The 19,413-nt window shown below is 29.6% G+C and carries 19 protein-coding genes; 7 read left to right on the forward strand and 12 right to left on the reverse strand.

The features are described from left to right. Positions 1-146: 146 nt before the first annotated feature. The 4 genes from pflA to JX287_RS03735 all read right to left on the reverse strand — a co-directional run bounded on the left by pflA (position 147) and on the right by JX287_RS03735 (position 5,047). Complete coding sequence (gene pflA, locus JX287_RS03720; RefSeq protein ID WP_204642189.1) at positions 147-944, reverse strand: pyruvate formate-lyase-activating protein; 798 nt, start codon at positions 942-944, stop codon at positions 147-149. Between the two features lie 147 nt (positions 945-1,091). Beyond that, the gene (gene pflB, locus JX287_RS03725; protein ID WP_204642191.1) at positions 1,092-3,332 is read right to left on the reverse strand and encodes a formate C-acetyltransferase; all 2,241 of its coding nucleotides are present in this window, start codon (positions 3,330-3,332) and stop codon (positions 1,092-1,094) included. A 418-nt stretch (positions 3,333-3,750) separates the two neighbouring features. Continuing rightward, positions 3,751-4,224 (reverse strand): peptide-methionine (R)-S-oxide reductase MsrB, encoded by a 474-nt coding sequence (gene msrB / locus JX287_RS03730; RefSeq protein WP_204642200.1) that lies wholly within the window; start codon positions 4,222-4,224, stop codon positions 3,751-3,753. 1 nt (position 4,225) lies between these two features. Further along, positions 4,226-5,047, reverse strand: coding sequence for a patatin-like phospholipase family protein (locus JX287_RS03735; RefSeq protein WP_239650327.1), 822 nt, complete (start codon positions 5,045-5,047; stop codon positions 4,226-4,228). 160 nt (positions 5,048-5,207) lie between these two features. Here JX287_RS03735 and JX287_RS03740 point away from each other — a divergent pair, with 160 nt between their 5' ends. The 6 genes from JX287_RS03740 to JX287_RS03765 all read left to right on the forward strand — a co-directional run bounded on the left by JX287_RS03740 (position 5,208) and on the right by JX287_RS03765 (position 9,731). Next, positions 5,208-5,807 (forward strand): NAD-dependent epimerase/dehydratase family protein, encoded by a 600-nt coding sequence (locus tag JX287_RS03740; RefSeq protein WP_204642202.1) that lies wholly within the window; start codon positions 5,208-5,210, stop codon positions 5,805-5,807. 153 nt (positions 5,808-5,960) lie between these two features. Further along, positions 5,961-6,860, forward strand: a complete 900-nt coding sequence (locus tag JX287_RS03745; RefSeq protein WP_204642204.1) for an ABC transporter ATP-binding protein — start codon at positions 5,961-5,963, stop codon at positions 6,858-6,860. After that, complete coding sequence (locus tag JX287_RS03750) at positions 6,860-7,600, forward strand: ABC transporter permease (RefSeq protein WP_204642207.1); 741 nt, start codon at positions 6,860-6,862, stop codon at positions 7,598-7,600. The genes JX287_RS03745 and JX287_RS03750 overlap by 1 nt, the downstream gene beginning before the upstream one ends. 73 nt (positions 7,601-7,673) lie before the next feature. Continuing rightward, positions 7,674-8,762: a sensor histidine kinase gene (locus JX287_RS03755; protein ID WP_204642209.1), complete on the forward strand. Its 1,089-nt coding sequence runs from the start codon at positions 7,674-7,676 to the stop codon at positions 8,760-8,762. 15 nt (positions 8,763-8,777) lie between these two features. Further along, positions 8,778-9,377, forward strand: a complete 600-nt coding sequence (locus JX287_RS03760; RefSeq protein WP_204642211.1) for a response regulator transcription factor — start codon at positions 8,778-8,780, stop codon at positions 9,375-9,377. Further along, on the forward strand, positions 9,378-9,731 hold the full coding sequence (locus JX287_RS03765; protein WP_204642213.1) for a hypothetical protein: 354 nt from the start codon (positions 9,378-9,380) through the stop codon (positions 9,729-9,731). A 185-nt stretch (positions 9,732-9,916) separates the two neighbouring features. Here JX287_RS03765 and JX287_RS03770 read toward each other — a convergent pair whose 3' ends face one another. The 3 genes from JX287_RS03770 to JX287_RS03780 are packed head-to-tail and all read right to left on the reverse strand — an operon-like array spanning position 9,917 to position 12,420. After that, complete coding sequence (locus JX287_RS03770; RefSeq protein ID WP_204642215.1) at positions 9,917-10,567, reverse strand: MmcQ/YjbR family DNA-binding protein; 651 nt, start codon at positions 10,565-10,567, stop codon at positions 9,917-9,919. Positions 10,568-10,575: 8 nt separating this feature from the next. Next, positions 10,576-11,445, reverse strand: a complete 870-nt coding sequence (locus JX287_RS03775; RefSeq protein ID WP_204642217.1) for a glutathione S-transferase C-terminal domain-containing protein — start codon at positions 11,443-11,445, stop codon at positions 10,576-10,578. 15 nt (positions 11,446-11,460) lie between these two features. Continuing rightward, a complete protein-coding gene (locus JX287_RS03780) occupies positions 11,461-12,420 on the reverse strand; it encodes a Gfo/Idh/MocA family protein (RefSeq protein ID WP_204642219.1) in 960 nt (319 codons plus the stop codon). Between the two features lie 367 nt (positions 12,421-12,787). Between JX287_RS03780 and galE the strand changes: the two genes are divergently transcribed. After that, a complete protein-coding gene (gene galE / locus JX287_RS03785; RefSeq protein WP_204642221.1) occupies positions 12,788-13,810 on the forward strand; it encodes a UDP-glucose 4-epimerase GalE in 1,023 nt (340 codons plus the stop codon). 339 nt (positions 13,811-14,149) lie between these two features. Here the strand turns inward: galE and JX287_RS03790 are convergent, their stop codons facing one another. The 5 genes from JX287_RS03790 to JX287_RS03810 form a co-directional block, all read right to left on the reverse strand. Next, the gene (locus JX287_RS03790) at positions 14,150-14,794 is read right to left on the reverse strand and encodes a VTT domain-containing protein (RefSeq protein ID WP_204642223.1); all 645 of its coding nucleotides are present in this window, start codon (positions 14,792-14,794) and stop codon (positions 14,150-14,152) included. A gap of 82 nt (positions 14,795-14,876) precedes the next feature. Then, a complete protein-coding gene (rho, locus tag JX287_RS03795; protein ID WP_204642225.1) occupies positions 14,877-16,145 on the reverse strand; it encodes a transcription termination factor Rho in 1,269 nt (422 codons plus the stop codon). Positions 16,146-16,347: 202 nt separating this feature from the next. Beyond that, complete coding sequence (locus tag JX287_RS03800) at positions 16,348-17,235, reverse strand: DMT family transporter (protein ID WP_204642227.1); 888 nt, start codon at positions 17,233-17,235, stop codon at positions 16,348-16,350. Positions 17,236-17,247: 12 nt separating this feature from the next. Further along, on the reverse strand, positions 17,248-18,576 hold the full coding sequence (locus JX287_RS03805) for a hypothetical protein (protein WP_204642229.1): 1,329 nt from the start codon (positions 18,574-18,576) through the stop codon (positions 17,248-17,250). Between the two features lie 5 nt (positions 18,577-18,581). Further along, positions 18,582-19,397 (reverse strand): 6-phosphogluconolactonase, encoded by an 816-nt coding sequence (locus JX287_RS03810; protein WP_204642232.1) that lies wholly within the window; start codon positions 19,395-19,397, stop codon positions 18,582-18,584. Positions 19,398-19,413: the final 16 nt, after the last annotated feature.

Consider the following 19,413-nt stretch of genomic DNA (forward strand, 5'->3'; position numbering starts at 1 on the left):
CAAAATTATATTTAGTCATAAAAATACCGACCTCCAAAAAGTTAGATTTTTTGGTCTAACTTTTTGGGGTCGGTACAATTTGCTTTTAGTCGTCTTTATATTTATAAGAGGTTGGAAATTTAATATTTTCCGACCTCTTAGCTTAATTAACTAACATCATTACGTGCACCTAGAATCTCGATAGCATTTTTTATTCTATCTTTCGTAGGTGGATTAATATCATTTAATTCGTAATCTATACCTAATTCTTTATATTTGAATTTTGCCATATCGTGGTAAGGTAATACTTCTACACGCTCAACCCCGTGTAACGTATCAATATATTCACGCAATTTTTTCAAGTAATAATCGTCATCTGTCCATTTCGGAACAAGCACGTGTCTAATCCACATCTTAGCTCCATGTTCACTTAAGAAATTAGTAAACTGAATAATATTTTTATTTGTACGTTTAGTTAAACGCATATGGTGTTCATCATCAATGTGTTTAATATCTACTAAGAATAAATCAGTTAAAGATATTAACTCTAAGACCTTTTCATTCATACTTGGAGCATTTACATAGAATCCACCACAAGTATCTACACACGTATTTATATCAATTTTTTTTAATTCTCTAAAAAGCTCTAAGATAAAATCAATTTGCAGTAGTGATTCTCCACCACTTACTGTAACTCCTCCACCTTCACTAGCTTCAAAGAAATCACGATATTTTACTATCTCTTTTGTAAGTTGATTTACTGTCATAACTTTAGCATCAGGATTGTGCATTTTCCAAGTATCTGGATTATGGCAGTATTTACATCTTAACATACATCCTTGAAAGAATACTACATATCTTATTCCAGGACCGTCTACATTACCGAAAGATTCAACTGAGTGAACATTTGCTGTTAATTCTTTTTTCTCTTCTGCAGAATTCACTTTTACTTTTTCCATTTTCATATGCGATCTCCTCCTTCTGCTATTTATAGTTTAATTATAACGTATTCATTGCTGTCTTGTAAACACTTTTATAGTATTATTTACTACTTAATTAATCTAAAAAAGTGGAGGCCGCAGCCTCCACCTTCTTACTTTTTATTCACTTAATTACATGAATTGGTGCATTGTACGGCTTAATACGTCACGTTGTTGTTCTGGAGTTAAACTAATTAGACGTACAGCGTATCCTGATACACGAATTGTGAAGTTTGGATAATCTTCTGGAGATTCAATAACTTTAAGTAATGTTTCTTTATTAAATACGTTAGTATTTAAGTGGTAACCACCTTTTTTGAAGTATCCATCCATCATTGCTGTTAAGTTTTTGATTTGGTCTTGTTTAGTTTTACCTAATGAGCTTGGTGTAAATGCAGCAGTTAAGCTGATTCCATCACGGCTGTATTCATATGGTAATTTAGCTACTGAGCTTAAGCAAGCTAGAGCTCCACTTTGGTCACGTCCGTTCATTGGGTTAGCACCTGGAGAGAATGGTTCTCCTGCACGACGTCCATCTGGAGTGTTACCAGTTTTTTTACCGTATACTACGTTAGAAGTAATAGTTAAGATAGATGTTGTAGTTTCATCTGCACGGTAAGTTGGGTGTTTTTTAAGTTTAGTCATGAATGTTTTTAGTAATTCAACAGCGATTTCGTCTGCACGGTCATCGTTGTTACCGAATGTTGGGAATTCACCTTCAACTTTGTAGTCTACAGCTAATCCAGTTTCATCTTCGATTGGAGTTACTTTAGCATATTTAATAGCTGATAAACTATCTACTGCTACTGAGAACCCAGCGATACCAGTTGCCATGAATCTTCTAACTTTAGTATCGTGTAATGCCATTTCTAAGCTTTCGTAAGAATATTTATCGTGCATGTAGTGGATTACATTTAATGTATTGATGTATAGTTTACATAACCAATCCATAAATACATCGAATTTAGCCCAAACTTCATCGTAGTTTAATACACCACGTAGAGGTTCTGTTTTAGGTCCAACTTGGATTCCTAATTTTTCATCGCGTCCACCGTTGATTGTGTATAGTAAAGCTTTAGCTAAGTTAGCACGAGCTCCGAAGAATTGCATATCTTTACCAGTAGTCATACCACTTACACAACATGCGATAGATTTGTCACAAGTTCCTAAGAAGTCTGCTAATAATTCATCACTTTCATATTGGATAGCACTGTGGTTGATTGAAGATTCAGAACAGAATTCTTTGAATCCAGTTGGTAATTTAGAAGACCAAAGGATAGTTAAGTTTGGTTCTGGAGAGTTACCCATGTTATCTAATGTGTGGATGAAACGGAAGTCTGTTTTAGTTACTAATGATCTTTCAGCGTCTAACATTTCCCCAACGATTAATGTAGCCCAGATTGGGTCACCAGAGAATAATTGGTTATATTCTGGAGTACGAGCGAATTTAACGCAACGTAATTTTAATACTAAGTGGTCAATTAATTCTTGAGCTTGAGACTCGTTAATTGTTCCATCTTGTAAATCTCTTTCGATATAAATATCTAAGAATGTAGCGATGTTACCGATTGACATTGCAGCACCGTTTTGTTGTTTGATAGCTGCTAAGTAACCGAAGTATAACCATTGAACAGCTTCTTTAGCTGTAGTAGCTGGTTCAGAAATGTCGAATCCGTAGATTTTAGCTAATTCTTTTAATTCACCTAAAGCACGAATTTGTTCGTTAACTTCTTCACGGTCACGAATAACGTGTTCAGTCATAACACCATCAGCTCCGATTTGAGCTAAGTCTTCTTTTTTCCAAGCGATAAGTTGGTCAACACCATATAAAGCTACACGACGGTAGTCTCCGATAATACGACCACGTCCGTATGCATCTGGAAGACCAGTGATTACACCAGATTTTCTTACTAAACGCATTTCTGGAGTATATGCATCGAATACACCTTGGTTGTGAGTTTTACGGTAGTCAGTGAAGATTTTAATAACTTCTTCATCTACTTCGTATCCGTATGCTTTACAGCTGTTAACAGCCATGTTAATACCACCGAATGTCATTAACGCACGTTTAAGTGGTTTATCAGTTTGTAACCCAACAACTTGTTCTAAGTCTTTTTCAATGTATCCAGGTCCGTGAGAAAGGATAGTTGAAGGAATGCTAGTATCCATATCTAATGTTCCACCAGCTAAACGTTCTTGACGCATTAAATCATTGAATTTTTCTACTAATTTAGTAGTTGCTTCTGTTGGTCCTGCAAGGAAAGATGCATCTCCTCTATATTCAGTATAGTTAGATTTAATGAAATCTACTAAATCTACCTCCGTTTGCCATTTACCACCAACGAATGCTTTTTTTTCTGCAACTGTTGTCATATTAATGTCACTCCTTAAAATTTTTTATTATATATGTGATAAATAAATTTATTAATTAAACTATTTGTTACACTCTTAGTGTACCTCAAGCATATTATTAAGACAATATTTTTCTCATTCAAATTGTGTACAATTTGTGTACGAAAGTACTAATACAGTTTTTAAATAGTCAGATTTCGAGCTTAAATTAATAGTCAATACTCTGTTAGTTATGTTGAAAATCCTTTTGCAAAAACTATGAAAACGTTAACTTTTAAGCTTTATATTTTTAAAGTCTGTTTCAAGGTTTTGGGGAACTGTTATCATACTATGACTATATCACTTATGTTTTGGAAGTGGAATTTTATAAAAAACAGTATTATTTTCTTCAAAATAAGAGAAGTAAACGATATCATTTATCATTTACTTCTTTAATTTGCTATTTTTCAAATAATTCTAATAGATTTTTATAACCCTCTTTTTCTAAATCTTCCTTCTTAATAAACCTTATCGAAGCACTATTTATACAATATCTAAGCCCTCCTAATTCACTTGGACCATCTGAAAATACGTGTCCTAAATGAGCATCTCCCACTCTACTTCTAACTTCAATTCTTTCTACAAGATGTGAGTTATCTTTATAATATCTAGTAACTTCTTTTTCAATTGGTTTTGAGAAACTTGGCCAACCGCAGTGCGACTTAAATTTATCTTTTGAAGAAAATAGTGGTTCACCTGTTGTTATATCTACATATACACCTTCTTCAAAACTATCCCAATATTGTCCAGTATACGGACTCTCAGTTACACTTTCCATAGTAACTGCATATTCTAAATCAGATAATTCTTTTTTTAATTCATCTTTAGATTTCCTTTCAAATTCTTCTGGATTAATTTTAATCTCTTCACTCATTTTATTTCTCTCCTTTATTACTAATGTATTGTTTTAAATCTTCTATTATATTCTTACCATCTTTTAATCCTAAGTTATAGACATGATTTAATTTTTGTGTATCTTTCTCTAATCTTTTTACAGTAATATCCTCACTTGGTCGTATAACAAATACTTTCCCTTGTTTTTCTAATTCTAATATTCGTTCAACCGTTTCATTATAGTCTTTATATCTATTCTCTAACTTTTCAATTAGATGCGGATATTTTTTATAAAATAACTTAAATTGTAGACTTGTTGATTTTTTCTTTCTATATGTAATAGGTCTTGTTAGTATAACAATTATTTTATCGTAATTTTGTTTTTCAAAGAAGTCTATCGGTATACTATTAGCTATTCCACCATCTAAATACTTTTTTCCATCTAATTCAATAATTTCTGAAATAAACGGAAGAGCTGATGTAGCTCTTAACGTCTCCATTTGCTTATATGGATCTGTTATTTTTACAAACTCCGCTTCTCCACTTTCTATGTTAGTTATTGTTGCATAAAAATTTGTTTTTGAACTTTTAAATGTTTTATTATCAAATACATCAAGTTGAAACGGAAGTCTATAATAAGTAAAATCTTTATTAATTAAATTCCCTGTTCTTATCCAACTTTTTAAACTCATATATCTTTTATCCTTAATATAATTAACATTGTATCGTAGTGCTCTTTTAGGTTGTTTAGAAACATAATTTACTCCGAAAAGTGTTCCTGCAGAAACTCCAACAATATCAGTAACTTCTATATCATTTTCTAAGAACACATCAAGGACACCTGCTGTAAATAATCCTCTCATAGCTCCACCTTATAATACTAAACCTACTTTCATTCAATCACACTCCTTTTTAAATTGATACTATTATATCATCTTTTTTTCATTAGTTTAAATAAATTTACTCGGGTACTAAGTTATGTTACTATTTAAAATGAGAAAAATAATTTAATTCGAGGTACATATGAACATACTACTAATCGGTGGCAATGGTTTTGTTGGAAAAGCATTAATTAAAGAATTTAAAAAATACAATGTAAAAGTCAGCTATTTATCTAGATCTCAAAACCACTTTATCTCTAAAGAAGAAGCAACTTGGATACAGGGTAATATTTTTGACAGTGAAAATATAGTAATCAACGAAGAATACGATATCGTCATTCATTTAATCGGAACAATTAAAAATAAAAATCTATATTCTAAACTAAATACAGAAAGTGTAACACAGACAATTAAACTATGCCATAAACAAAATATCAATAAACTCGTCTACTTTTCTGCAAATGGAGGCTTCAAACAATATTTAGAAAGCAAACGTAACGGAGAAAAATTAGTAGTAGATTCAAAGCTAAACTATCTTATTATACGTCCAGGGCTTATGTATGGTAAAGAAAGCCTTACCTCTTATTTCAATATATTACCTATTAAATTCTTTTCAAAATTAGGTATAACATTTTTCAAAAAAGTTTATCCTCTTCCTGTTGAAAAAGTAGCTAAGTCAGTAGTCAAAGCTATTCTCGATAACACTGATTCAACTATTATTGAAATAATAGATATGAAATAACTATTCAGGATGACTTAAAATCTTTGTTTCTAAATAAAACAAGTTTTCAAGTCTATTTTTTATGACATTTGTCATATTACTTCATGACATTACCTACTAAAAGTTATCTTAGCACTTTGTTATAATTTAATTATCAAAGATGAGGTGAACAAAATGTCATTAAAAAATATTATAGAAGTAAAAAACATAACAAAAACAATCAAAGGAAAAAACATCTTAAATGATATTTCTTTTAACGTAAATTCTGGGGAATGCATTGCTTTAATCGGACCAAATGGAGCTGGTAAGACTACTCTAATGAACTGTCTATTAGGAAATAAATTTATCAATTCAGGTTCAATAAAAATTAATTCTCTAAATCCGGGAAACCAAAAACTAAAAGAATTTCTTAACATACTTCCTCAGGAAAATGTTGTTCCTGAAAAACTAAAAGTAAAAGAATTACTCAATTTTATACAGAAATTATATGAAAATCCATTAACAAATGAAGAAATCGATGAACTACTAAGATTTGATGATTCTCAAAAAGATAATTTCGCTTCTAAATTATCAGGAGGCCAAAAAAGATTGTTATCTTTTATTATTACATTAATAGGACGACCAAAATTAATTTTCTTAGATGAACCAACAGCTGGCATGGATACATCAACACGTATCAGATTTTGGGAAATTGTGAATAACTTAAAAAATAAAGGTTTAACTATTATTTATTCTTCTCATTACATCGAAGAAGTAGAACATACTGCAGATAGAATCTTAGTTCTAAATAAAGGAAAACTAGTTCGTGATACTACTCCACATGCTATGCGTGCTGAAGAAATTGAAAAATACTTCACACTACCTATAAAATATCTAGATTTATTAAAAGATAGTGCTATTATAAATAATTTAGAAATTAAAACAGATAATATTAATTTCTTAACAAAGAAACCAGATGAAATATGGAACATATTACAACAAGCTGGTTGCACGATTAAAGAAATTGAAATTCAAAATAGAACTTTATTAGATAGTATTTTTGTAACAACTAAAGATAACGGAGGAGATAAATAATGAAAAATCTTGTCAACTTACTAAACATAGAATTTATATTCATAAAAAGAAACCTAACTAATTTTATTATGGGATTAGGTTTTCCAGTTATCTTCTTTATACTATTTTCTGGAATACAACAATTCGATGATCCTGAAACAAAGGTACGTGTAGTAAAAGATATGCTTATTTCAATGACTGCATTCAGTAGTATAAGCTTCGCTTTATTTTCTCTTCCTATTTCTATAAAAGAAGATGAGAAAAATAACTATCTACACATATTAAATAATTCTCCAATAAAAATATCTGAATATTACCTTGCTCGTTTTATTCGTCTAATAATTACATTTATTATATCAATAGTTGTTGTATTTGCTGTTGGTCATATCTTTAGAGATGTTAATATGACAGCTCGCGAATGGATTATGTCAGCTGTTCTAATGCTTATTGGAAGTATTACATTTTTAGGTATGGGATTACTACTAAGTCTTATTAAATCAGAAGAAAAACTTACTCTTCTAGCAAACATATTATATGTAGGACTTGCTATGTTAGGTGGACTTTGGTGGCCTACTTATCTTTTCCCAGAATGGTTACAAAATATATCTAAACTTACACCCACATATCATTTACTAGAATTCGTTAATAAATATATTAAAGAAGATATTTTCTCTTATAGATCATTAGCAATTCTTCTAGCCTACTCAGTCGTATGTATAATTGCTACATTGGTAATAAAAAACAGACGAGAATCAAAATAATAATATAAGAGTGCGGATATATTATTCACACTCTTATATTATTATGGTATCATTAAAGAATAAGGAGACTAACATGCAAAAAAAATTATTGAATTTATTAAAAAGAAAATATGGTTTTTATTTATCTCTAGTATTCTTTATATTTCCTATTGCATATATACTTGATGGAAGTTATCCTAAATATATATTATTCTTGACTTTCCTCGCAATTTCTTCATATATAGGAATGTTATATACAAAAAATAAAGTTCTTATTTTTATAGAGTGGTTTATTCTAACTGGATATATCAGTTATACAACTATTGTTTTCAATCCAATGAACATTCTATTTAGTTATTATCTAAGTAATCTACTCGTTTGGCATTTTCAAGATAAATATTTTACTTATAGGACAATTAGTTTTTTCATAACAATAAATTGTCTAACACTATATATAATCGCTAATCCGACTTTAAACATTGGTGATAGAATTATCCTATTTATTCTTTCTTCTATGTGTGTTATAACTTATTTTTTCCAAAAATATAGTTACGAAAGAAATAAATTAAAAAATGAACGTTTAAAACATAATGAACATATTAATCTACTTCTTGCTGAGAATGAAAGAAATAGAATCGGACGCGACTTACATGATAGTATTGGTCATACTTTTGTAATGCTAAAATTAAAAGCAGAACTAGCTGAAAAATATTTAGAAAAAAATAATATTGAAGCAGCAAAAAAAGAACTTAAAGAAATTAGTGAAATCAGTAGTGCTTCCATGACAGAAACACGATCTATAATTAATAAGTTAAAACATAGAACTATTAATGAAGAATTAAAAGTTATTTCTGATATTATGACAATGGCTAATATTTCATTAGGTATTGAGAATAATATAACTACGCTACCGTCTCAACTTGTTGAATGGACTATTACAATGGTGCTAAAAGAATTAACAAATAATGTTATTAAACATAGTAATGCTAATAAATGCAATATTGAAATAAATGAATCTAGTAATAACTACACTGTTATTATCTCTGATAATGGAAATGGTTTTGAGAGTATCGATGGAACAGAACTATCTTCTATAAGAGAAAGAATTAAACTAGTTAATGGAGTAATAGATATAACATCAGAAAAATCTCCTACAACTATTAAAGTAACAATTAGCAAATAAAAATAGGAGGACAATATGAAATTACTTATCGCTGAAGATCAAAGTATGTTACGAGATGCAATGGCAACATTATTATCAATGGAAGATAGTGTTGAAAATGTACTTCAAGCAAAAAATGGAAAAGAAGCTATAGATTTAATTTCTACTAATAATATCGATGTAGCTATACTTGATGTAGAAATGCCTGAAGCAACAGGATTAGACGTACTAGAATACATTCGTAGTAATAACATACATTGTAAAGTTGTTATTGTGACAACTTTTAAACGTATGGGATATTTTGAACGCGCTATAAAAAATAACGTAGATGCCTATGTACTAAAAGATCGTTCAATAGATGAACTTATGAAAACAATTAACAACGTCTTAGCAGGTAACAAAGAATACTCACCTGAACTAATGGAAAATATCTTCAATAGTCATAATCCATTAACAAATCAAGAAAAAATTATTCTTTTAAAAATTAAAGAAGGATTACCAAATAAAGAGATTGCTAATGAACTGTTTTTATCCGAGGGAACTATTAGAAACTATATTTCCAATATTCTTACAAAATTAAACTGCAAAAACAGAACAGAAGCTGTAAAAAAATCTACTGAGGAAGGATGGCTTTAGATGACAAGAAAACTCGCTATAAGATTATCATTACTTTCATCAATTATATATATAGCACTAACAATACTATACTTTTCAAGTGTAATATCAAAAATTAATCATTCTGACAGTCCTAGCGCTGGCGCTGGTTTGGGAATGCTACTTGCGTTTCTAATACCGCACTACTTTATGCTCTTAATAGCTGTTATTTTTAATATTGTTATCTCATTAATAAAATTTACAAAAAATTATTTAATTATTATAAACATTATATTGTATTTCATCGCTGGTACACTAGGGATTTATATCGGATTTTTCTTTATTATTTCTATTATTTTCCAAATAATATTCTTGATAATTGCGTATAATAAATAAAAACAGGAACAACTTTAAGTCCTAAATTTTTAAAAAAGTGTATATGATAACTCATAGGCGCAGTGGCTTATTGATATCTAAATTCGCTTTATAAAAGCTTTTTAGATATCTAATAACCTGTGCGGGGGTGACTCGACAAAATCGATTTCTTCGAAATCACGATTTTTGAGTCACTCCCTATTATTTTATTTAACCAAAGAATAGCTAATGTCGATTAATTCTTTTATTGTCTCCAATTTGATATTTTTATCTAACACTATACTAATCCAATGCTTTTTATTCATATGATATGCTGGAAAAATATTTTGATTGTCTATAATGTCTAAGATGTTATCTGTGGGGTATTTTAGATTTAAAATTTTCACCTTAGTTGTAATATCAGTATTTTTATTTAATTTATTATACTCTACATCTAATAACAAAGCATACCATTTATTTTTTTCATTTACAAATGCCAATATATCTGGATGTTTTTTAAATGGATTAACAATGTTCTCACCATATTTACTATTACAATAGTCTATGACTTCTGAACTTATTTTTCCTGATTCATCAGCTAATCCTAATATAGAACTTAGTAGATTCTCTACATTTTCTCTAATATTTTGAATAGTTTCTCCTACAGCACTATCTACGCTATACAATGAGTAGACCTCATCAAATTCTAAATCATAAACTTCTACTAAAAGTTGACTATCAACATACACTATTTCTATTAAAAAACTACCATCTAAAATTTCTTTTCGATATATTAGTTTTTCCGCTTCTTCTTCAAATCCAAACTGTAAAAGTTGTTCTTTAGAAAAGTTATATTTCTCTATATTAATTATTCTCATAAAAACTTTTATTCGAATCTAGCTCTATCGTGACTTTGACTCCACTTATCTACCTCAGGTCCTTTTGGAACAATAGTTTTCCCTGCTGATGAATAATATCCGACCTTTATTGCTTCAAAATCTGTTGTAGAACCGAATCCTGGTGTTTGATATAAATCTTTTAAGTAGTTGAATATGTTAGAATATTCCTCAATTCTCTTTTTATTCGCAGAATATAATCCGTAATAAACAACATCGAAACGAATCATAGTAGTATAGAATCGAATATCTGTTTCTGTTATAGTATTTCCATGGAAGTATCTTTGGTTTGATAAACGATCCTCTACAACATCCATCATATCGAAGAATCTATCGAATGCCTCATCATATTTTTCTTGGCTTTCAGCAAATCCCATTCCATATACACCATCATTAATAGCCACAGCTAGTTTTTCATTCCACTCATCGATTTGATCTGCAAGATGTTTAGGATATAAATTTATTTCATCTTTCTTATGTAGTTTACTAAATACTGTCGCAAATTCATGAAGTAACTCAGCTGATTCTTTTCTAACTACTTTTCCTGTAGTAACATCAACAAGCACCGGTACTGAGTATGGTCCTTCATAATCTGAATCACTATTTAAGTACACATCTTTAATTTTAGATTGTTTTAAAACTGGGTCTATTCCATCTTTATCTAAGCTAAATTGCCATCCTTCTTCTCCGCGGCGATAATCCAATGTTCCTAAACTGATAGCATCGTCTAAACCTAGTATTTCTCTTGCTATAACTGCTCTATGTGCATAAGGACAGACCGCAGTCCAAAATAGTCTATATCTTCCTTCCTCTATAGGTTGTTCATCTGTACCAAATAGTTTACTAAAAAATTTTTTCATGTGATTTTCTCCTTTCTAATTTTCTATAAATTTTTTCGCTTCTTCATAAATATACATAACATTTAAAGTTTGTTCTTTTTGATTATTCATGAATTCAAAATCTTTATTATTTATAACTTCAACGAATTTTTTAAACTCAGCAAACATTCTGTGTGAATGGATATTATTATTTTCCTCTATAGAATTATCTTTTGTTTGAATACTGTAATTAGGAACTTCATTTGTAGGACCAATAACCTTAATTATACCTTGGTCCCCTTGAATATTGACATAACTATTATTAAAAGTATCTTTAGCTGCTATGCATACTACTTTAAAGTTATCATATTCTAATAGAAGAATGCCAGAAGTATCCACATCATTGACTATATTTGGTGAATAATGTACTTTATTAGGTTTACCAAATAATCCGACAACAAAATGAATATTATAAATATTTAAATCACCAAGCACTCCTCCACCTTTACTCTTATCAAAAACAGGTGCAAGAATTCCATTTTTAAACGCTTCGTATCTTGAAGAAAGTTGAGAAAAATTACACTCAACAAGTCGAATTTCTCCTATGTTATCAATATTATCTTTTATATCAAGATAATTTTTTTGATATTGATTTGTTATTGCTTCTATTAATATTAATCCTTTGTCTTCAGCTATTTCAAATAATTCTACAGCTTCATTATAATTTAAGGTAAAAGGTTTCTCGCAAATAATATTTTTACCAGCTTCTAAAGCTTTCTTAGAAACTGAATAATGTAAATTATTTGGAACTGCAACATAAATTGTATCTACTTCTTTATTTTCTAAGCAAAGGTCAATATCAGTATATATATTCTTAATATTATATTTAGACTGTAATTCTTTTAAATTTTCAATATTTCGAGCTGTTATAGCTTCTAATTTAATTTCTGGAAGTTCATGAGCAAAAGATAAGAAATCTTTCACTATCATTCCAGAACCAATAATTCCTAATTTCATGTTTTCCTCCAAATTACTCAACATAGTTCTTTAATTATAACTTGTTAAAATCTAGCTAGCAAATTTTTTGCATATAAACTCTTCCTTAAACCTTTCACATATAAGAAGCTTCTAATTCTATAACTTCGTATTCATATTTCGTTATTATAATAGTACAATGTGTTGAATTTTTTACCAATTCTTACTTTTTCTCGTGAAATATGTGTTACTTTTTAACTTACTCATTACCTATCTCATAATAACTATTCAATAACTATTTGTAAAAATAACAGTTATTTTTCATATTTTTTCATATTATTTTCATTTTTCTATTGACTTATATGTACCTTATATGATATATATATTTCAGAATGGAAAGGAATACAATATGACTAAAAAAATACTTGTTACAGGTGGAGCTGGATTTATCGGGTCTCACACTTGTATAGAATTATTAAACAATGGAAATGAAGTAGTTGTCGTTGATAACTTATATAACGCCAACAAAAAGAGTTTAGAAGTAGTTGAACGAGTTACTGGTAAAAAGGTAACATTTTATGAAGTTGATGTTCGAGATGAAGATAAATTAAATGAAGTTTTCGAAAAAGAAGGAAATATTTATGGAGTTATTCACTACGCTGGATTAAAAGCAGTTGGTGAATCTTGTGAAATCCCATTAGCATATTATGATAATAATATAGCTGGAACTATTACTTTGTTCCGTGTTATGGAAAAACACAATTGTAAAAATATAATTTTCAGTTCATCAGCTACAGTTTATGGAGATCCTCATACATTACCAATTAAAGAAGATTTCCCATTATCTGTAACTAACCCATACGGACGTACTAAATTAATAACTGAAGATATTTTAAAAGATGTTTATAAAGCAGACAACGAATGGAATATTGTTCTCCTTCGTTACTTTAATCCAATCGGAGCACATGAATGTGGAGATATCGGTGAAGATCCAAAAGGAGTACCAAACAACCTAATTCCTTATATTATGCAAGTAGCTGTAGGTAAACTAGAAAAAGTTCAAGTTTTTGGTAGTGATTTTGATACTCATGACGGTACTGGAGTACGTGACTATATCCACGTAGTAGATTTGGCTCGAGGTCACGTTTCTGCTCTTAAGAAATTAGAAAAAGGTAGTGGCTTAACTATTTATAACTTAGGAACAGGAATTGGTTATTCTGTATTAGATATTATTAAAAGTGCATCAGCTGCTGTTGGGCGTGATTTACCTTATGTTATAACTCCGCGTCGTGCAGGAGATATTGCAGCATGTTATGCTGATGCTACAAAAGCAAAAGAAGAACTTGGATGGGAAGCAGAGTACAATATAAAACGTATGTGTGAAGATTCTTGGAGATGGCAAAGTAAACATCCAAACGGATTCGCTGAATAATATACTTAAACAAGAAAATAAAAGTCTAAGAGACTGACCTAAAAGTCTTAGAAATAAAAAGTTAATAGAAGATCTTATACGGGAATGACTTAACAAAATCGATTTTTCCAAAATCATGATTTTTGAGTCACTCCCTTTTTTTATATAATAACACTTATTGAATTAACCACTATTCTTATTTCCATAATAAAAATCATCCTTCTTTTTTTTCAAGAATGGATGATTTTTCAATTATTTAACTCTTTTCTTTTGTCATATAGTAAAGTCTCATTTATTTTGAAAAGTTTAATTACTCAACTTACTAGAAAAGAGACTCAAACGAGTCTCCTTCCTCATAAATTATGCTTTTTTCCTAGATTTAATTGCTCCAATAACTAATGGAATTAAACTGATTAAAACAATAGCAATTACTACTACTGAGAAGTTGTTCTTAACAAATGGAATATTTCCAAAGAAGTACCCTACTGATACAAACAGTGTACACCAACAAAGTCCTCCAAAGAAATCTATCACTCTAAACTTAGAGTATTTCATCTTACCAGCTCCTACGATAAATGGTACGATCGTACGGATAATCGGGAAAAATCTAGCTAAGAAAATTGATTTTCCTCCATGTTTTGCTACAAAGTTTTCAGCGTCTTTTATATTTTCATCTGACACAAACTTTTTAAACCACGCCTTACTCTTCAAGTAATCAGAGAAGTTTCTTCCGATAAAATAGTTACAATTATCTCCAATAACAGCAGCACTTATACATAAGAATAATAGTAAAAAGATATTATTGCCTGTTGCTGCCCATAGTGCTCCACTAGCAAATAATAATGAATCACCTGGTAAAAACGGCATGAATACAACACCAGTTTCGATAAAGATAATTAAAAATATTATCCCATACATCCACCATGGTCCATGTTGCATCATTAATTCACCAAGATGTTTGTCAATATGCAATACAAAATCAATTAAAAATTTAATTGTTTCCAATGTAATCCTCCTAAAATAAATATGTTCTATGAGATTATACCATAGAGAACATAACCTGTCTATTAATCATACAATCTAGAAATTAATCTCTTATGAATTTTTTCATTTCAGCAATGTAGTCAGCATTACTTTCATGTTTTCTAAGATGATTTAACACACCAATAGTTGGTTCACTAACATCTTCAAGTTTTCTACGAGTTTGCCATAATATTTTTACTTCATCTTCTGTTAGTAATAAATCTTCTTTTCTTGTAGAACTCTTCAAGAAATCAATAGCTGGATAAACTCTTCTTGAAGCTAATTCAGGCGATAATACTATCTCCATATTTCCAGTTCCTTTGAACTCTTCAAATATTAAATCATCCATTCTAGAACCAGTATTAATCAAGGCAGTTGCTATTATAGTCAAGCTTCCTCCACCTTCTACGTTCCTTGCTGCTCCAAAGAATGCTTTTGGCTTATGAAGGCTTGATGGATCTACCCCTCCGCTTAAGACTTTACCACTACTAGGCTCAACAATGTTATAAGCACGAGCAAGTCTCGTTATACTATCCATAAGTATAATTACATCTTGACCAAGTTCTACACGACGTTTAGCATGCTCAATAACCAATTCTGCCACTTTAATATGATTTTCAGAAGTTTCATCGAATGTTGAACTTACAACATCTGCTCCTCTTACAGATCTTTCCATATCAGTAACTTCTTCTGGTCTTTCATCAATTAAAAGGATAATTAACTTTTTATCAGGATAATTTTTTCTAATAGAATTTGCTATATCTTTTAATAATGTTGTTTTCCCAACTTTAGGTGGTGCAACAATCAATCCACGTTGACCAAATCCAATTGGCGCTACTAAATCAACAAATCTTGTAGAAAGTTTCTCCTTAGTAGTCTCTAAAACAATTTTCTGATTAGGATAAATCGGTGTTAAAGCTTGGAAATGTGCTCTACCTTTTGCAACTTCTGCATCAACATCATTAACCTTATCAACTTGAAGTATACCTGCATATCTTTCACCTTCACGAGGTTTACGAACCTTACCATAAACTTCATCACCTTTTTTCAGTTCGAAGCGACGAATTTGAGAAGCGGAAATATAAATATCTGTTTCTCCTTTTTTATAATCAACTGTTCTTAAGAAACCAAAACCATTTTCTGGATGAATGTCGTCTAGAATACCAGAAGCATAGTAATGCTCTTCGCTTACTGATTGTTTTTCTAAAATTGCTAAAACTAATTCTTTTTTATTTAATGTATAATATCTTGGAACACCAAGTTCTTTAGCTAAAGCTGTAAGTTCTTTAGTATTCATACTTTTATACATCTCATCAAATTTTATGTTACTCATTTTTATCCTTTCTCCATATATTTCATGGAAATTCACAAATAAACATCTATACTTTAAATATTTAACATAAATTAGTATAAAATATAATTAAAAATATCTTTAAAGTACATCAAGAACTTGAAATGATAAATCTACCTCATATTACTTCCAAGTTCTTGTCAATTAATATTAAATTTTCTCCAACAAATTTATTAAAAAAATATTATCTCTTACTTAGTACCACTACCGCCGATAAAATAAACCCAGCACCTATTAAATCAATTATACCGAATGTAGTCCCTAATAATAAGAATGAAAAAACTATTGCTGCTATCGGCTCAAAACATCCGATTATACTTCCTGTAACAGCACCAATTAATCTTACTCCTTCCAAATATAATGAGAATGACATTATAGTTCCTACTATAATTACACCTGCCATACATAGAAAGTCAATAAAAGAAAAATTTTCAGGAATATAATTACTTCCAGTGCCAAAATAAACCACAACACCTGCAATTAAAAGTCCCCACGCCATTATTGGCATTACTCCATATTTTTTTGTAAGATTAATTGATGAAATATTGTAACTCGCTAGTCCTATTGCAGAAAATAGTCCCCAAAACAAACCTAGTGTAGAGATATTTAATTTACTAAAATCCAAGTGTGTAGCCATCAGTACTGTTCCAAATAATGAAGCGGCTATTGCAATAACTTCGTGTGCCATCGGCCATCTTCTACCTATAACACAATAATACATCATAATCATTACAGGACCTGTATACTGAAGAACAGTTGCCATACCAGCATTAGTATATTTAATCGCTAAAAAATATGCCCCTTGACAAATAAGTAATCCTAAAAATGAAAAATTTAATAATCTTAAAATATCTTTTTTATCCGAAAATACATTCATCAAGCTTTTCTTATCTTTTAAGAATAAAATAATTACAAGAACAATCCCAGCATAAAATAATCTGTTTGCTATTATCCATGTGGAATCTATCTTAGAGATATTAAGTAAATACTCCCCTAATACTCCAGATAATCCCCAACAAGTAGCACCTAGCAAAGTAAGGATTGCTCCTTTTTTCATCGTACTTTGTCTCATAATTAACTTCTCCTAATGATCAAATAATTTCAGACTTGAATTTACAATCCTATTAGATTTTTCTACAACTTCATCATATTTTTCTTCATTCGATAATAAAATACTCGTAAATAACGTTATCATATTATTTTGAGCTACCATCATATTTCCACAAGTATAGAACTTAGCATCAAGTTTATTAGTAATATATCCAAATGGTGAATACCAAAAACCATAACCTACATTGTAGTTTTCATCAAAAAATTTCTTCGCTATGTTCTCAGGATAACCTTTTATTATTGGCATTGGGTATAATAAACTAAGGGATTTAATAGCTTTTTGAGTATCATCAACTTTTGAATTTAACACAGAAAATACATCTAATTTTTTCCCCATCAATGTTTTATCATCGTACACTTTAAATTCACTATCAAAATGAGATTCAAAATTTTCTTTATACTCCTGAATAATTTCTTCTTCATCAAACATGATAGAATAATCATTATTAAATAAATTTTCTTTTTTCAAGTAAAGATGTGCCTTTAAATCTCTATCAGTATAATCTAGTGAAATCAATGGATTTGTAGTTACAAATACACTTTTTTTCGATTCAAAAGCTATGAAATATCTATTTCTGCCTAATAAATATTTTGTTATTGCACCAAGCGAAGTATTATTTTCTAATAATATTAAATTTTTTCTTGAAAGTACTATACGTTTAAGTTCTTCTTTTTCAATTTGAAGAAGTGCTTTTCTAATATTTTCTTGCCAAAGTTCTGGATAAATCTCCCTAACTACTGATATTTTCGGTTCATTAGAAGTCTCATTATCGTCATCAAGTTTATTTAAAAATGAAATTCTCTCTGTCCATAATTCTGTAAATTCTTTTTCTTCTTTCATATTAAAGAATAGAGTTATAAAGACATCATCACCTTTAAAAACAGCTAGTATTCCAGGAACTACAAATGATGTATCACTAAAATCTACCCATTCTTGGCTATTTTTATTATTACCATCTGAAATTCCACCATAAATACCAAAATATTCATCATCATGTGCATCTATTTCTAGAGCTGTTACCTGTGCTTTTAATTCTTCAAAACCAGATAGGACACTACTATTATCAAAACTTGTTAAAAAATCATTAGAATCGAGTAACCATGTCGCTTCGTACCCTATACCAATTATAGAAGATTTAGTATCTGGAGTTCTTATGATAAACCTCTCTCCTTTTTTGGGAGAAAATAAACTTATAAACTGGTCTTCGCTAAATGTTTTCTTCAGCTTAAATTTTACAATAAGTTTATCATCAAGAACTGTATCACTAAAATCATAGTCTATAATTCTCTGATAATCATTCATACCTATTACCTATCCTTTTTTTGCTCCTCGTTTTGAAGCCTTTCTTCACGTTCTTTAATTTCTAATCTTTTTTGTCTTTGTTTAATTAATCTATTTACCTCTTCCTCAGATTTATAACTTGCTTCTTTATCCGTAAAAATAAATAGATTTTTATGATTATTTAATATTGATAATACCGTTTTATTTTCTGATTCTTCATTTTCAAATAACTCTGCAATATACTTTCTCTTGTCATTTCCTAAAACAACAACAAATAAATTTCTAGCAGACATTAAGTTTTCATAACCGATACTAATTAATTTATTACCGTTAATTTCCATACCCGCTTGTTGCAATTGAGCCTTTTCTTCTTCCGAGAACTCAACAATATGAAGGTTTTTATTTACCTCATCGACAAAACGATAATCAAGTATTCCTCCATCAGATCCTAAGAAAACTATCGCAACATCAATCGGATTTTCTTCTAATACTTCTTTATAACTATTTAAATCTTCTTCACATTCGTTACTATTTAATGTTTGCGGATAATAAATATTTTTCGCTTCAACATCTAATTTCTTAAATAGTTCATGTCTTGCATATCTATATAATCCAAATTTCTCTTCAATATCAATATCAGCAAATTCACGTTGACCTAGCATAATAACATGTTTATATCGATACTTTCCAGATTGATTATCGTCAATCATTCTATTAGTAAATTGCGTATTAATGATATTTTCTGGTAAGCAAATAACTGCTCCATCCTCTAAATTCTTTTCAAACTCATCATACATTCTATTTAGAACTGCTGTTTCACTATTACAAACTATATATTTCATGTTTTCACCTCCAAAT

The organism is Gemella haemolysans (assembly GCF_901873445.1).
In the GTDB taxonomy this organism is placed as follows: Bacteria; Bacillota; Bacilli; order Staphylococcales; family Gemellaceae; genus Gemella; species Gemella haemolysans_C.

What these genes read in the sequence shown, in the direction of transcription:
- pflA (WP_204642189.1), bottom strand. Translation starts at nt 944, where the DNA reads ATGAAAATGGAAAAAGTAAAAGTGAATTCTGCAGAAGAGAAAAAAGAA.
- pflB (WP_204642191.1), bottom strand. Translation starts at nt 3,332, where the DNA reads ATGACAACAGTTGCAGAAAAAAAAGCATTCGTTGGTGGTAAATGGCAA.
- msrB (WP_204642200.1), bottom strand. Translation starts at nt 4,224, where the DNA reads ATGAGTGAAGAGATTAAAATTAATCCAGAAGAATTTGAAAGGAAATCT.
- JX287_RS03735 (WP_239650327.1), bottom strand. Translation starts at nt 5,047, where the DNA reads ATGAGAGGATTATTTACAGCAGGTGTCCTTGATGTGTTCTTAGAAAAT.
- JX287_RS03740 (WP_204642202.1), top strand. Translation starts at nt 5,208, where the DNA reads ATGAACATACTACTAATCGGTGGCAATGGTTTTGTTGGAAAAGCATTA.
- JX287_RS03745 (WP_204642204.1), top strand. Translation starts at nt 5,961, where the DNA reads ATGTCATTAAAAAATATTATAGAAGTAAAAAACATAACAAAAACAATC.
- JX287_RS03750 (WP_204642207.1), top strand. Translation starts at nt 6,860, where the DNA reads ATGAAAAATCTTGTCAACTTACTAAACATAGAATTTATATTCATAAAA.
- JX287_RS03755 (WP_204642209.1), top strand. Translation starts at nt 7,674, where the DNA reads ATGCAAAAAAAATTATTGAATTTATTAAAAAGAAAATATGGTTTTTAT.
- JX287_RS03760 (WP_204642211.1), top strand. Translation starts at nt 8,778, where the DNA reads ATGAAATTACTTATCGCTGAAGATCAAAGTATGTTACGAGATGCAATG.
- JX287_RS03765 (WP_204642213.1), top strand. Translation starts at nt 9,378, where the DNA reads ATGACAAGAAAACTCGCTATAAGATTATCATTACTTTCATCAATTATA.
- JX287_RS03770 (WP_204642215.1), bottom strand. Translation starts at nt 10,567, where the DNA reads ATGAGAATAATTAATATAGAGAAATATAACTTTTCTAAAGAACAACTT.
- JX287_RS03775 (WP_204642217.1), bottom strand. Translation starts at nt 11,445, where the DNA reads ATGAAAAAATTTTTTAGTAAACTATTTGGTACAGATGAACAACCTATA.
- JX287_RS03780 (WP_204642219.1), bottom strand. Translation starts at nt 12,420, where the DNA reads ATGAAATTAGGAATTATTGGTTCTGGAATGATAGTGAAAGATTTCTTA.
- galE (WP_204642221.1), top strand. Translation starts at nt 12,788, where the DNA reads ATGACTAAAAAAATACTTGTTACAGGTGGAGCTGGATTTATCGGGTCT.
- rho (WP_204642225.1), bottom strand. Translation starts at nt 16,145, where the DNA reads ATGAGTAACATAAAATTTGATGAGATGTATAAAAGTATGAATACTAAA.
- JX287_RS03800 (WP_204642227.1), bottom strand. Translation starts at nt 17,235, where the DNA reads ATGAGACAAAGTACGATGAAAAAAGGAGCAATCCTTACTTTGCTAGGT.
- JX287_RS03805 (WP_204642229.1), bottom strand. Translation starts at nt 18,576, where the DNA reads ATGAATGATTATCAGAGAATTATAGACTATGATTTTAGTGATACAGTT.
- JX287_RS03810 (WP_204642232.1), bottom strand. Translation starts at nt 19,397, where the DNA reads ATGAAATATATAGTTTGTAATAGTGAAACAGCAGTTCTAAATAGAATG.